At 71.3% G+C, this 13,006-nt stretch carries 13 protein-coding genes; 7 read left to right on the top strand and 6 right to left on the bottom strand.

Annotated features, from left to right (window positions below):
* Window positions 1–108: 108 nt before the first annotated feature.
* Window positions 109–2,538, bottom strand: coding sequence for a D-alanyl-D-alanine carboxypeptidase (locus tag G9272_RS19995; protein ID WP_437184286.1), 2,430 nt, complete (start codon window positions 2,536–2,538; stop codon window positions 109–111).
* Window positions 2,539–2,948: 410 nt separating this feature from the next.
* Between G9272_RS19995 and G9272_RS19990 the strand changes: the two genes are divergently transcribed.
* The 3 genes from G9272_RS19990 to G9272_RS19980 all read left to right on the top strand — a co-directional run bounded on the left by G9272_RS19990 (window position 2,949) and on the right by G9272_RS19980 (window position 5,276).
* Entirely contained in the window at window positions 2,949–3,704 is a 756-nt protein-coding gene (locus G9272_RS19990) for a GOLPH3/VPS74 family protein (protein WP_028807190.1), read from the top strand.
* A gap of 299 nt (window positions 3,705–4,003) precedes the next feature.
* A complete protein-coding gene (locus tag G9272_RS19985) occupies window positions 4,004–4,873 on the top strand; it encodes a helix-turn-helix domain-containing protein (protein ID WP_171397859.1) in 870 nt (289 codons plus the stop codon).
* A 211-nt stretch (window positions 4,874–5,084) separates the two neighbouring features.
* On the top strand, window positions 5,085–5,276 hold the full coding sequence (locus tag G9272_RS19980; RefSeq protein ID WP_020131958.1) for a DUF397 domain-containing protein: 192 nt from the start codon (window positions 5,085–5,087) through the stop codon (window positions 5,274–5,276).
* 171 nt (window positions 5,277–5,447) lie between these two features.
* On the opposite strand, the gene G9272_RS19975 is transcribed toward G9272_RS19980, so the two are convergent.
* The 3 genes from G9272_RS19975 to G9272_RS19965 all read right to left on the bottom strand — a co-directional run bounded on the left by G9272_RS19975 (window position 5,448) and on the right by G9272_RS19965 (window position 7,991).
* Entirely contained in the window at window positions 5,448–6,320 is an 873-nt protein-coding gene (locus G9272_RS19975) for a MerR family transcriptional regulator (RefSeq protein WP_171397858.1), read from the bottom strand.
* Window positions 6,321–6,432: 112 nt separating this feature from the next.
* Entirely contained in the window at window positions 6,433–6,936 is a 504-nt protein-coding gene (locus tag G9272_RS19970) for a glutathione peroxidase (protein WP_253267863.1), read from the bottom strand.
* An 83-nt stretch (window positions 6,937–7,019) separates the two neighbouring features.
* Window positions 7,020–7,991 (bottom strand): ArsR/SmtB family transcription factor, encoded by a 972-nt coding sequence (locus G9272_RS19965; protein WP_171397857.1) that lies wholly within the window; start codon window positions 7,989–7,991, stop codon window positions 7,020–7,022.
* 126 nt (window positions 7,992–8,117) lie between these two features.
* Here G9272_RS19965 and G9272_RS19960 point away from each other — a divergent pair, with 126 nt between their 5' ends.
* On the top strand, window positions 8,118–9,320 hold the full coding sequence (locus G9272_RS19960) for an MFS transporter (RefSeq protein ID WP_171397856.1): 1,203 nt from the start codon (window positions 8,118–8,120) through the stop codon (window positions 9,318–9,320).
* A gap of 25 nt (window positions 9,321–9,345) precedes the next feature.
* On the opposite strand, the gene G9272_RS19955 is transcribed toward G9272_RS19960, so the two are convergent.
* A complete protein-coding gene (locus tag G9272_RS19955) occupies window positions 9,346–9,780 on the bottom strand; it encodes a MarR family winged helix-turn-helix transcriptional regulator (protein ID WP_171397855.1) in 435 nt (144 codons plus the stop codon).
* Between the two features lie 129 nt (window positions 9,781–9,909).
* On the opposite strand from G9272_RS19955, the gene G9272_RS19950 reads away from it, so the two are divergent.
* Window positions 9,910–10,425 carry a hypothetical protein gene (locus tag G9272_RS19950; protein ID WP_171397854.1) on the top strand — a complete coding sequence of 172 codons (516 nt, stop codon included), beginning with the start codon at window positions 9,910–9,912 and terminating at the stop codon, window positions 10,423–10,425.
* A gap of 40 nt (window positions 10,426–10,465) precedes the next feature.
* On the opposite strand, the gene G9272_RS19945 is transcribed toward G9272_RS19950, so the two are convergent.
* A complete protein-coding gene (locus G9272_RS19945) occupies window positions 10,466–10,990 on the bottom strand; it encodes a DUF4396 domain-containing protein (RefSeq protein WP_171397853.1) in 525 nt (174 codons plus the stop codon).
* Between the two features lie 127 nt (window positions 10,991–11,117).
* Here G9272_RS19945 and G9272_RS19940 point away from each other — a divergent pair, with 127 nt between their 5' ends.
* The gene (locus G9272_RS19940; protein ID WP_253267862.1) at window positions 11,118–11,621 is read left to right on the top strand and encodes a BlaI/MecI/CopY family transcriptional regulator; all 504 of its coding nucleotides are present in this window, start codon (window positions 11,118–11,120) and stop codon (window positions 11,619–11,621) included.
* Window positions 11,622–11,830: 209 nt separating this feature from the next.
* Window positions 11,831–13,006: an acyltransferase family protein gene (locus tag G9272_RS19935; RefSeq protein ID WP_253267861.1), complete on the top strand. Its 1,176-nt coding sequence runs from the start codon at window positions 11,831–11,833 to the stop codon at window positions 13,004–13,006.

Raw genomic sequence — 13,006 nt, 5'->3', positions numbered from 1 at the left:
CGGCTGCGTCCTTGCGACCGGCGACCTGTCCCGTTTCGTGACGCTAGCACGCACCCCGCCGGGCGGCTGCCCGACGGGGTGATGCAGTCGTACGAGCGGGGTCGCAGGTCAGCCGATGCGCGTCAGCTTGTCCGAGAAGCCCGGCTCGACCAGGTCCGTCTGAAGGGCGACCGGCACCTTCACGGCACTGCTGGAGCCGTCCCCGACGGTGAGCGTGCCCACCTGGGTGCCGGCCTTCGCCGTGTGCGGAACGTCGTCGGCGGTGAAGGACAGCTTCACCGTCATGCCCGCCCAGCCGACCGCCGGGACGTCCTTGGTGATGACGACGGGCGTGTGGCCGCCCAGCTTGTCGTCCACATACCCGACGACGTCGCCCTTCTTCAGGATCTTCGCCGAGGTGACCGCGTCCTCGGCGGCGAGCAGCGCCGTCTGGCTGACCGCGTTGACCGTCTCGAGGATCCTCGGCTTGTGCTGGCCGAGGATCGCGCCGACCAGGGTCACCGTCTGCCCGTCGACCTCCTTGCGGGAGGCGAAGAGCAGGTTGCCGCCGGCCGCGGTGGTGCTGCCGGTCTTGATGCCGATCGCGCCCATCTTGTACGGCAGCACGTTGTAGTTGGGCCAGTTCTTGCCGGACGGGTCGTCCCAGCTGGCCGCGCTGGAGATGGAGACCAGGGCCGGGACCTTCACGAACGCGCGGCCGAGCTTCACCTGGTCCTCGGCCGTGGAGACGGTGGTCTCCTTCAGGCCCGACGGGTCGGTGTACGTCGTGTTCGTCATCCCCAGTTCCTTGGCGGTGGCGTTCATCTTCTCCACGAACGCCGCCTCCGTGCCCGCGTCCCAGCGCGCGAGCAGCCGCGCGATGTTGTTGGCGGAGGGGATCAGGACGGCCGACAGGGCCTGCTTCTCGGTGAGCTTGTCGCCGGCCTTGACGGTGTTGAGCGTCGACTCGTCGCCGGAGACGTCGTAGCCGCCCTCCTTCTCCGCCGTCGCGTCGACGTCGATCTCCGGACCTTCCTCCCCGGCCTTCATCGGGTGGTCCTTGAGGATGATGTACGCCGTCATGGTCTTGGCGACCGATCCGATGGCCACGGGCGTCTGCTTGCCGAAGCTGCCCATCGTGCCGACACCGTCGGCGTCGATCCAGCCCTGTCCCTCACCCGGCCAGGGCAGCTGCGTCTTGCCGCCCTCGAAGGTGTACGAGTCCTTCGCGGTGAGCGTGAGAGCGGTCTCCGGCAGCGGTCGTACGGCCTGCGCGATCGCAAACACGACCAGCAGCAGGATGACCAGCGGCGTCCAGATCTTGAGCCGCCGTCCGAGCGTGCGCAGCGGAGTCGGCGGGGGCGGCGGGGTGTTCGTCAGCTCCGCCAGCAGGTCCAGCGGCGGCCTCGGCGGCAGCGGCTGCTGGGTGGTGCGCTCGGGACCGACCTGCGGGACGAGTGCGGTGACGTCGGCCGCCTTCGGCGGGCGGGGCTCGTCGAGCGGCTTGAGCGCGACGAACTTGCTGGTCCGCTCGGCGGGGGCCTCGGGCTCGGCCTTCTCGCCGGCCTTCCCGTCGGTCTTCTCGTCGGCCTTCGGGCCGGCCTTCGGGCCGGCCTCGGCCTCGTCCGGCTTGGGCCTCGTGGCGCCGCCCAGCTTCAGCATGGTGGTCGGCTGGTCGACGGCGGGCTTGGGTCGGGGGGCCTTGAAGATGGCGGTGGGCTGGTCGACGGGGGAGTCGTCGGGCTTGTCGGCGTCGGCGTCGGCGTCGGCTTCGGCGTCCTCGGCCTGACCGGCCTGACCGGCCTGACCGGCCTGACCGGCCTGACCGGCCTTGGCGTCCGGGGCGGCTTCCTCGTCGGCGTCCGACGCCCACTTCGGCGCGGGCTTGGACGCGGGCTTGGCGGCGGGCTCGGCCTCGGCCTCGGCCTCCGGCTTCACGTCGGCGGGCTCGTCGGCCTCGCCGGTTTCGTCGGCTTCGGCGTCGCTCGCGGAACGTTCCTCCGCCTCGGCGCCGGTGTCCCGGTCCGAGGGGTTCTCGTCCGAGGTGTCCCGGTCCGAGGACTTCCCGCCCGCCGCCGAGTCCGTCGCCGAGTCCGTCGCGGGCTCTTCCGCGGAGCTCTTGTCGTCCGCAGAGGCCACCCACTGGGCCACAGCCTCCCGCAGGCGCTCGTCACTGCCCCCGGAAGCCCCCTCGGTGGTCTCGGAGGCGCTCTCGGCCGCCTCGGCGCCCTCAGGGCCGTCCTGGGCGCCCTCGGAGCCGCTCTCGGCGTCCTCGGGCTCGGCGGACTCGGTCTTCGTGCCCGTGCCGCTGTTTTCGGCCCCCGCGGCCTCCTCGGCGTCCGCCTCGGTCTCGGCGTCCGCCTCGGTCTCGGCGTCGGCGTCGGCCTCGGTCTTCTCGGCGGCCTCGGCCTCCGTGGCGTCGTCGTCGGGCTCGCTCGCCGTGGCCTCGCCGCCGTCCTCGGCCCCCGGGGGCTCCTCGCCCTCCTCGACGGCCTCGGGCTGTTCGGACTCCGCGGTCTTCAGGTCCCGTACCGAGAACACTCGCGTCGCCGTGTCCACGCCGCCCCGTGACGCTGACGGCTCGGCCTCCCGCGCCACGGCCACCCGCGGATCGCGGACTTCGCGGGAATCGCGAGGCTCACGTGCCTCGGGAACCGTGCTCGCGCTCCCCGACGTCGGTTCTGCCGACGACTCGCGCTGCTTCGACCTGTCGGGGGACTCGCCCGCCACCGATGCCTCCTCCATGTGCCGCACGCCCACCGCGCGCTCGTGCCGAACCGTGAACCGCCCGCCCGAAACACGCCTCACAGCATGTCCGAACCATGTACCAGTGTCCTGTGTAGAGGGCTTGGCTCCTGCGGTAGACGAGAACGACATACCTACTGGTTCCACTACAAACAGGTCACGCACCCTCGACAGACCAATGTGAGAGGGGTCACCCTGTCATTCATCCACGCGGGGAGGCATGGATGGGCAGGAGCCGCAGAACAATTCCGGAAGAGCTTTTGTTGCTGGCGCTGGACCCGACCACGGGTACCACCGCACAGCCGCAGTCGCTCGACCTCGGTCTGGCCGGAGCACAGCTAGTGGAGCTGGCGCTGGCCGGACGGATAGCCCCTGACGGGGATCGTATCGCCGTGGTGTCCCCACGGCCGACTGGAGACCCAACGCTGGACTGCGCGTTGGAGTTGCTGCGAAGGCGTGGCGCTCCTGTACGTGCCGTCCACTGGATCGGCGGGCCGCGTCTCGGGCTACGCCAGACCTACCTCTCGCATCTGGAGCGGTGCGGCATGGTTCATGCCGTGGCGGGACAGATGTGCGGAGTGCTGCCGACGACTCGCTACCAGGCGACGGACACCGACATCAGCCGGGAGATCAAGGCCCGGCTGGACTCCGCGATCCGCACCGGCGTACCGCCGGACCCGCGGACCGCGGCGCTCGCCGCACTGGCGCACGCGGTCGGCCTCGGCAAGCACCTGTACCCGGGCAACGAGGGACGTTCGTCCCGCTCCCGGCTGCGGGATCTGATCAGGCACGACCCGATGGGCGGCCTCGTGGCGCACGCCGTGATGGACGTCCAGAACGGCGCGGTGGCACAGCCGCGTCGCAACCAGGCGCCACCCGGCCGGCAGGCCGGACCCGGTGCCAGGCCCGCACCGGAACCCGCCCGTGGCGTTCCGGCGCAGCCGCACCGCGGTCCCATGGCGCGTGTCGTGGCTCACTGAGCCGCAGTCCCACGACACCGCGCCGGCAGGGCCGGGGAACCGTAAGACGTAAGACCCGCAGGGCCAGTTGGACCCGTCGGACCCAGGACCCGTCCGGGAGCCGCAGCGGCCGCGCGGGGTGGTGGGACGTTTCGACCCGCCGCCCCGCGCGGACGCATGTCGGGGGGCGGACCCGAACTGGCGTGTACCCGCCGCATATCCACCGTTTTCCAGCGGTAGAAAGCGCCTTGGTGGCAGTCTGCTCAACAGCAGATACGCAAAGTGTCAGTTACAGACACGCAGCCGGAGGTGCACGTCCCGTGGCGTCCAATGTCAATCCCACTGTCAGGCGACGCCGGCTGGGCCAGGAGCTGCGTCGGCTCCGTGAGCTCAAGGGCATGACGGCCGAAGAGGTGGCCGAGCGCCTGCTGGTGTCGCAGTCGAAGATCAGTCGGCTGGAGAACGGCCGGCGCAGCATCAGTCAGCGTGACGTCCGTGACCTGTGCGGGGTGTACGAGGTCGAGGACCAGCGGATGGTCGACTCGCTGATGGAGATGGCCAAGGACTCCCGCCAGCAGGGCTGGTGGCATGCCTTCGGCGATGTTCCGTACAGCGTCTACATCGGTCTGGAGACGGACGCGGCGAGCCTGCGCGTGTACGACCCGCAGGTCGTGCCCGGGCTGCTCCAGACCCGTCAGTACGCGGAGGCGCTGATCTCGGGCGCGCTGCCGGAGGCCCCGCCGGCGGACATCGAGAAGCGGATCCAGGTGCGGCTTCGCCGACAGGAACGTATTTCCACAGCCGACAACCCGTTGCGTCTGTGGGCGGTTCTGGACGAGGCGGCGCTGCGCCGCGAGGTCGGCAACCGGCAGGTGATGATCGAGCAGCTGGACTACCTGCTGGAGATGTCCCAGCTGCCGCACGTGACCGTGCAGTTGATCCCGTTCACCATGGGCGCGCATCCGGGGGTGAGCGGCCAGTACGCGATCCTCGAGTTCCCGGACGCCGCCGACTCCAGCGTGGTCTACATCGAGGGGGTCACCAGCGACCTGTACCTGGAGAAGCCGCAGGACGTCCAGAAGTACAGCGTGATGTACGAGCATCTGCGGGCCCAGGCCCTCAACGCCGACCAGACCCGGGAGTTCATCGCGAAGGTGGCGAAGGACTACGCCAGAGAGGTCGCTTCATGAGGCGCGGCAACGTACACCTTCGGCCGGGCCGGAGGGAAGTCCCTATGGAATATGCCATCCGGACGGGTGAATAGTCGCTCCGTATCACGATGTTGGCGAGTAGCGTCGATCACGCCATCAAGCAACAACGGTGGCGCAAACCATGCCGTGCAGACGGAGATCTGCGCACGGCGTGGTGACAGCAACTCAGCAACTGACTACCGGAGCGAACATGGCAATCCAGCAGGGCGCCGCGAACGAGTGGGTCAAGTCCTCCTACTCCCAGGGCAACGGCGCATGCGTCGAGATCAAGTCCCCCCTCCGTGCGGCCATGGCCGTCCGTGACTCCAAGGTCACCGAGGGCCCGACCCTGGCCTTCCCCGCCGACGCGTGGAACACCTTCGTGGCATCGGTCAAGGCATAAGGGGACGATCCCCTGAGACAGCCCCACCAGCTGCACCAGTACGACCAGCTTCACCAGCACGACCGGCATCACCAGCACGACCCAAGAGCCCCCTCGACCAGATCGCCGTCCTTGCCGAGGGGGCTCGGCACATTCCCGGCGCGGGCCCGCCGACAGGCCCCGCCGCCCTCGCTAGCCCCGCTTCACCGGGAACGCCACGTCACACACCGGGTCTTCGGCTCCCGCAGCGTCCCAGTCGGCGAAGTAGATCTCCCGGCAGGGCCCGTCGTAGTCCCAGCCCTCCCGCTTCATCCACGCCTCCACCGCCTCGTACGGGGCGAGGATCTGCGGGTGTGCCACCTGCGCCTTGGTGATCCTCGTGTACGCGAGCCGCCGGGCCGGCTCCACTCGCGTCTGGAACTGCCGGCCGCGGCCCTGCGCGGCGGCCGCCCAGCCCCGGGCCCCGGCCTCGTCGGCGACCGGCACACAGGACTCGACCGGCCCGTCGCTCTCCATGGACACCGCGGAGTAGTAGACGACGTACGGCGCCCCGACGACGCCCCCGCACTCCCCGGCCGCCTCCTCCAGCCGCCCCAGCGAGGCGGGGATCCATGTGGGCAACTCGTCCGCGAGCGTGTGCCGTGTCTCGGTGACGATCACCTGCTCGGGCACGTCGACCAACCGGACCTCGAACTTCTCGTACATCTCGGAGCTCCTCCCCGACAACCGTGCACGGAGGTAGGCGGCGAGGGTGCGCTGGGCGGCGAACCGGGCCTCGACATCGCCCCAGTAGGCGGCGAGCAGCTCTCCGGACTCGGGTCCGTCAGTGGTCTCCACCACCTCGGCGATCCGCGCGAGCGGCATGTCCAGCTGACGCAGCATGGCCACCAGCCGGGCGCGTTCCACCTGGCCGGCCCGGTAGTAGCGGTAACCGCTGGCCTCGTCGATGTGCGCCGGGGCGAGCAGTCCGAGCCGGTCGTACAGCCGCAGCGCCTTGGCCGAGAGCCGGGCCCGCGCGGCGAACGCGCCGATCGTGAGCAGCGCGCCGTCATCCCCGATGTCCACCCCGCACCCCCGTCGTCCTCCGTCGCCGGGCGGCCTTCGCGCCCGGCGACGAGGAGGCTCCGCCCTGCCCCAGGGGCAAGGTCAAGCCGGACGATCCGCCCGACCGGCCCGCCTAGCCCAGCTGGCTCTCGATGGCCGCGACGACCTCGGCGGCCTCGGGCTCGGTCTGCGGGGAGAAGCGGGCGACGACGGATCCGTCCCGTCCGATCAGGAACTTCTCGAAGTTCCAGCGGATGTCGCCGTCGTGGCCCTCGCCGTCCGCGAACCCGACGAGCCGCTCGTACAGCGGGTGCCGCTCCGCGCCGTTGACCTCGACCTTCTCGGTCAGCGGGAAGGACACGCCGTAGGTGGCCGAGCAGAACTCGGCGATCTCCTCGGCGGTGCCGGGCTCCTGCCCGAGGAACTGGTTGCAGGGCACGCCGAGCACGGTGAAGCCCTGGGCGGCGTACCGCTCCTGGAGCTTCTCCAGGCCGGTGTACTGCGGGGTCAGGCCGCACTTGGAGGCCACGTTCACCACGAGCACGGCCTTGCCCGCGTACTGGGAGAGCTCCGCGGAACCGCCCTTGAGGGCGTCGATCCGGACGTCGAGGGGAGAGGCACCTGCATCAGTAGTCATGCTCCGGATGCTAGCCCCGGGCGGTGAACCCACCCCTTCCGGGGCCATCCCCCGCTTCCGGTTCCGGCCGGGACACCCGGGACCTACCCGGCGGCGGCCCTGGCCAGGACCTCGCCCGCCGCGGTCCGCGAGTACAGCACCGACCGCCCCGAGCGTCGTCGCTCCACCAGCCCCGCGTCCAGCAGCACCCGCAGATGGCGGCCGACCGAGCCGAGGCCCTGGCCGGTCAGGGCGACCAGCTGGGTGGTGCTCAGGGGGCCGGCGAGGAGGACGAGCACCGCGGCCCGGCCGGGCCCCAGCAGGGCGCCCAGCGCGGCCGGTACGGCACGGGCCCGGTCCCGGTGGTCCTCGGCGAGCGCCCCCGTGCAGGGATAGACGACGGCGTACCGCTCCCGTTCGTCCCACGACACCCACCCCGTCTTCGGGGTGACCGGCACGAACACCAGCTCGGCGCCGGAGATCTCGCGGGGCGGATACTCGTGCAGGTTGACCTGAAACCGACTCTCGCCGAGCCACCGCGTCCCCGGCCGCAGCGAGTCCAGTACGGCGGCCCAGCCGCCCCGGCTGACCTGCGCGGTCCGTGCGACGACATCGGCCTCCAGGACGCGCCGTCGCCGCTCCCAGTACGGTCGTACGCCCGCCTCCCACACGTACTCCAGCAGCCCGGCCGCCCGGTCCGGCAGGTCGTCCCGGTCCAGGGCGGCGGGGAGCGGGCCGGCCAGGGACATCCGCAGATGCGCGCGGGCCTCCGCCGGGTCGGCCGCCCGTATCCGGGCCACGCCCTCCTCGAAGCTCTCGCCGTCCCTCGGCGGGGGCGTGAGGAAGTCGGCGACCCAGCTCCGCCCGAGCCCGGCCCGCACCAGCAGCGCGGTCACCGGGTCGGCCGCCAGTACGGCGCGGTAGCCGGGGAGACGGTCGCGCAGCCAGTCGCGCTCGCCGGGATGCGTCCCCACGCCCGCGTGCAGCAGCTTCAGACTCGCGAAGGTCTCGGCGAGCGGCGAGAGCACGAACCGGCTGCGCGCCAGGGTGTCCGCGTTCACCTGCCACCAGCCCATGCCCCTGCGCCCCTCACCCCGTGCCCGTACGACGTACGACGTACGACGTGCGACGTGCGACGTGCGACGTTTCGCGGTCCCGCGAAACAATAACCACCCCTCTCCGGCCCGTCGCAGACTCCGCCCATGACCGGCCACACATACCGACGGCTCTTCCGCACCCCCGAGTTCACGCCCCTCTTCCTCTCCGCCGCCGCCCAGACCGCCGCCGGGACGGTGAGCGGGCTCGCCCTCGGCACGCTCGTCTACCGGGCCACCGACTCCCCGCTGCTGTCGGCGGTGAGCATGTTCGGCCCGTCGCTCGCACAGGTGCTGGGCGCGACCTTCTTCCTCTCGGGCGCCGACCGGCTGTCCCCGAGGTCGGCGCTGACCGGCCTCTCCCTCGCCTTCGCCGCCGCGACGGCCGTCCTCGCGCTGCCCGGACTGCCGGTGTGGGGTGTCTTCGCGGTCGTGCTCCTCCAGGGGCTGGTCGCCTCGCTCGGCGGGGGCGTCCGCTGGGGGCTGCTGAACGAGATCCTCACCAAGGACGGCTATCTGCCGGGGCGTTCGCTCTTCAACATGCTGAGCGGGCTGATGCAGATCATCGGATTCGCCACCGGTGGCGCCCTCGTGAGCGTGTTCTCCCCGCGCCCGGTCCTGCTGCTCGCCGCCCTGCTCCACACGACCGCCGCCGTGGTCACCCGCCTCGGCCTGACCGTCCGCCCGCCGCGGGCCTCCGGCAGGCCCTCGGTCGCGGCGACCCGGCGCACCAACGCCGCCCTGTGGTCCTCCCGCCCCCGCCGCCTGACCTATCTGGGCCTGTGGCTCCCCAACGGGCTGGTCGTCGGCTGCGAGGCGCTCTTCGTGTCCTACGACCCCGACGCGGCGGGCACGTTGTTCGCCTGCGGTGCGCTGGGCATGCTGGTCGGTGACGTGACCGTGGGCCGCCTCGTCCCGCCGGCCCTGCGCACCCGCCTGGCCACTCCCCTCCTCCTGCTCCTGGCCACTCCCTACGCCTTCTTCGCGCTGCGCCCCGCCCTCCCGCTCGCCGCGGCCTGCGCGGCTCTCGCCTCCGTCGGCTTCGGCGCGAGTTTGGTCCAGCAGGAGCGGCTGATGGCCCTCACCCCACCCGAACTCAGCGGCCATGCGCTGGGGTTGCACTCGGCCGGAATGCTCACGATGCAGGGCGTGAGCGCGGCGTTGGCCGGGGCGTTGGCCCAACTCACCTCACCCGCAACGGCGATGACGGTGATGGCGCTGGCGTCGATCGCGGTGACCCTGACCCTGAAGGTCGCCGGACGAGCCGACGCGGAGCGCGAAGCGAACGACTTCGGTGGGGTGAGGGGGTGAGGGGGAGATGGCAGGGGTGGCCGGGTCAGGAGGCGGGGTCGGTGAAGACCTCGGGCACCTTGTTGTCGACGACGACGCGGGCGAGCAGCGCGGCGAGCCGGTCGCGTTCGCTGGTGTTCAGTCCCGAGGGCAGGTTCTCGAGGCGGCGGCACGTCTCGTCGTAGAAGCCGTGCGCGAGCCGGTCGCCTTCCTCGGTGAGTCCGACGCGGACGGCCCGCCCGTCCCGCGGATCCGGCTCGCGTCGGACCAGTCCGCGCTGAACCGTCCGGTCCACCAGCCCCGTCAGGCTCGACTTGGCGAGCCCGAGCATCTCGCCGAGTTCGCTCATGCCGTACGGCTGCGGCATGAGCACGCACAGCAGTTGGCCCTGTTGCGGAGTGATGCCGTGGGCGCGGCTCGACTCGGCGTACACGGCGTTCACGAGGAACGCCGACCGCACCAACGCGGCCACGACCGCCATTTGCCCACCTGCGGTTTTCCCCATGAGGGGAAAGACTAGCGGCGGGCGTGGGGACGGCTCGACCCCCGGCAGGACGAGGTGTCCGGACGGCCCGGGTGGTCGTACCCGCCCTTGCCATAGGTTGATCGGATGGGTTTTTTCGACAAGTTGACCGGAACCAGATACCCCGAGAGCGGTCTCGTGCCGCGCTCCGCCGAGGAGGTCCGGGCCGCGCTGTTCGCGGTCAACGGCCCGGAGGTTCCGTACCGCGTACGCAACGCGCTGCCCGGGGAGCGTGCCGATCTGGTGGCCGAGTGGCGGGTCCGGGAGCCCTCCTGGCACTCGTACTTCGTGCGGGTGCGGATGCAGCAGACGCTCAAGACGCGGATGCGTCTGCTGCCGGGGACCCACGAGGTGCGCAGCGTCGACGAGTGGCGTGAGGTCACGTGGGTGGGTGACCCGCCCCGGCTGGCCGTGGCGCGGGAGTTCGGCCGCGGCCAGGTGACCATGGTCTCCCGCCAGTGGGTGGTCGAGCGCGGTCCCGACGGGCGTCGGCGCCTCCGGGAGACGTACCGCTTCGACCCGGCGGAGATGAAGGATCCGCTGCGGGAGGCGGTGCTGGCGGCGGGTTGGATCTGGCGCGGGGTGGCGTTCGGCAGGCTGTGAGCGAAGCCGGGGGAGAGGCGAGGGGAGGGGGCGAGGGGCCTCAGGCGTGCTGGGCGTGGGCCACGGCGTGGCCCTTGCCGCGGCCGATCATCCACTTGTTCACAGGTGTGGTGATCAGGAAGGCGATCGCGAAGCCGCCCAGGAGGGCCGCCCAGAACAGCCCGTCCGACAACTGGGCCTCCATCGCGCCCGGGGTGAGGGCGACGACGGCGTTGTCGACCAGTTCCATCACGGCGATCGAGACCGTGTCGGCGGCCAGCGCCACCTTGACCGCGGCCTTGAGACCCAGGCCGGCCCGGCGCACCGCGAACAGGGTGAAGGAGTAGCCGAACAGGAACGCGAGAACGATCGCGACGACCATGGTCGGCACATTGCCCCAGCCGAGGGCGGTACCGATGACCATCCCGAGGATCTCGCCGATGGCGCACCCGGTGAGGCAGTGCAGTGTCGCCTTCATCGCCATCGCCCAGGAGACGTCCCCGTGCCCCGCCGCGGGGGAGGCGTGATCGTGGTGCCCGTCATGGTGCCGGTCGCCGTGCGGAGGGTGGTGCTGGTCGTGGTCCATGAGTTCTGTATACCCCCTAGGGGTATGGTGGGCAAGGGGGCGGCCGGGCGGTGAAGGGTGGGTGCGGCGGGCGGCGTCTATACGATGTCCGACCGGGAAACGGACGGCGGCGGAGAGGAGACGGGGCGTGACGGATCACCGGCAGCGTCCCCGGCGGCGGGGACAGGGCGAGCTGGAGGCGTTGGTCCTGTCGGCGCTGCGCGAGGCGGACGGTCCGGCCACCGCCGGGTGGGTGCAGGAACGCCTGGGCGGCGATCTCGCCTATACGACGGTGATCACGATCCTCACCCGGCTGCTCGCCAAGGGCGCGGTCACCCGCGAGCGCGGCGGGCGGTCGTTCGCGTGGCTGCCCGCGTCGGACGAGGCGGGTCTCGCCGCCCACCGCATGCGCAGGGTGCTGGACGCCGAGCGGGACCGCGAGGCCGTGCTGGCCAGCTTCGTCACCGGTCTCGGCCCCGATGACGAACGGCTGCTGCGCGAACTCCTGGGACAGCCCCGCGACGAAGACGCAGACGACGAAGACGCAGACGACGAAGACGCAGACGACGGCGAAGACGAAGCGGCAGAGACAGCAGCAGACACAGACCCGGACACAGACCCGGACCCGGACACAGGTGCTCGGCAAGGCTGACGTCTCATGGGGGTCTTCGTCTTTCTGCCGGTGGCCCGGGCGACCGGGAGGGCGGCCCGTCACGATGCTTTTCCTCCTGCGTGCCGCGACGCGTCTCTGACCCTTGACCGCGTCGGGAGGTTTATCCGGCCGAAAGGCGGTAAGCAGGGCCCGGGTAATGGTGTCGGAGCTTCCCCGCCGGCGAGTCCGGGGCCGGGAGCACGGGTCGTATGAGGTGTTCTGGTCTGTCCGGGTTGCGCCAGGAGGGCATCGGGCAGGCCACACTGCCCTCGAGCAGCACGGAGCCGACACAGGCCGAGCCCCCACAGGCCCAGCCGACACAGGCCGAGCGGACACAGGCCGGGCCGACACACGCCGCGCCCGCGAAGAAGCGGGACGCCTTCTTCGACAACGCCAAGTACCTGGCGATCCTGCTGGTCGCCGTGGGCCATGCCTGGGAACCCCTGCGCGACGGCAGCCGCACGGTCACCGCGCTCTACACGCTCGTGTATGCCTTCCACATGCCGGCGTTCATCATCATCTCCGGCCACTTCTCCCGCGGCTTCGACGGCAGCCCGCAGCGCGTCAAGCGCCTGATCACCGGCGTGGCCGTGCCGTACGTGGTCTTCGAGGTGGCGTACACCCTCGTCACGAGGTGGACCGACGACGCCCCGGAACGCGACATCAGCCTGCTGGACCCCCTCTACCTGACCTGGTTCCTGGCCGCCCTGTTCATCTGGCGGCTGACCGCGCCGGTCTGGCGCCTCGTACGCCGGCCGTTGCCGCTCGCGCTGGCAGTCGCGATGCTCGCGACCCTCTCGTCCGCCATCGGCAAGGACCTCGCCCTCCAGCGGGTCCTCCAGTTCCTGCCCTACTTCGTCCTGGGCCTGCTGCTGAGGCCGGAGCACTTCCGGCTGGTGCGCCGCCGCGCGGTACGCGTCCTGGCGGTGCCGGTCTTCGCGGCCGCGCTGGCCGTGGCGTACTGGGCGGCCCCGCACGGCGCCTACCGCTGGTTCTTCCACGACGACAGCGCCGTACAGCTGGGGGCGCCCGCCTGGTACGGCCCCGTGATGACCCTGGCCGGCTTCGGCTGCTCCCTCGTCCTGGTGGCCTGCTTCCTGGCCTGGGTGCCAGGACGTCACACCTGGTTCACCGCCCTGGGCGCGGCCACGCTCTACGGCTATCTCCTGCACGGCTTCGTCAAGCAGGCCGCCGGCCCCGCCCACTGGTACGACCACCCCTGGATCCACCAGCCGCTCGGTGCCCTCGCCGTCACCCTCGTCGCCGCCCTGACCGTCACCCTGCTGTGCACCTCCCCCGTCCGGCGGGTCTTCCGGTACGTGGTGGAGCCGAGGGCGGAGTGGGCGTTCAGGCGGAACGGCGAGGGCGGACGCACGGCGGCGTAG

Source organism: Streptomyces asoensis (assembly GCF_013085465.1).
Taxonomy (GTDB): Bacteria; Actinomycetota; Actinomycetes; order Streptomycetales; family Streptomycetaceae; genus Streptomyces; species Streptomyces cacaoi_A.
This window is presented reverse-complemented; position numbering and strand designations above follow the sequence as displayed.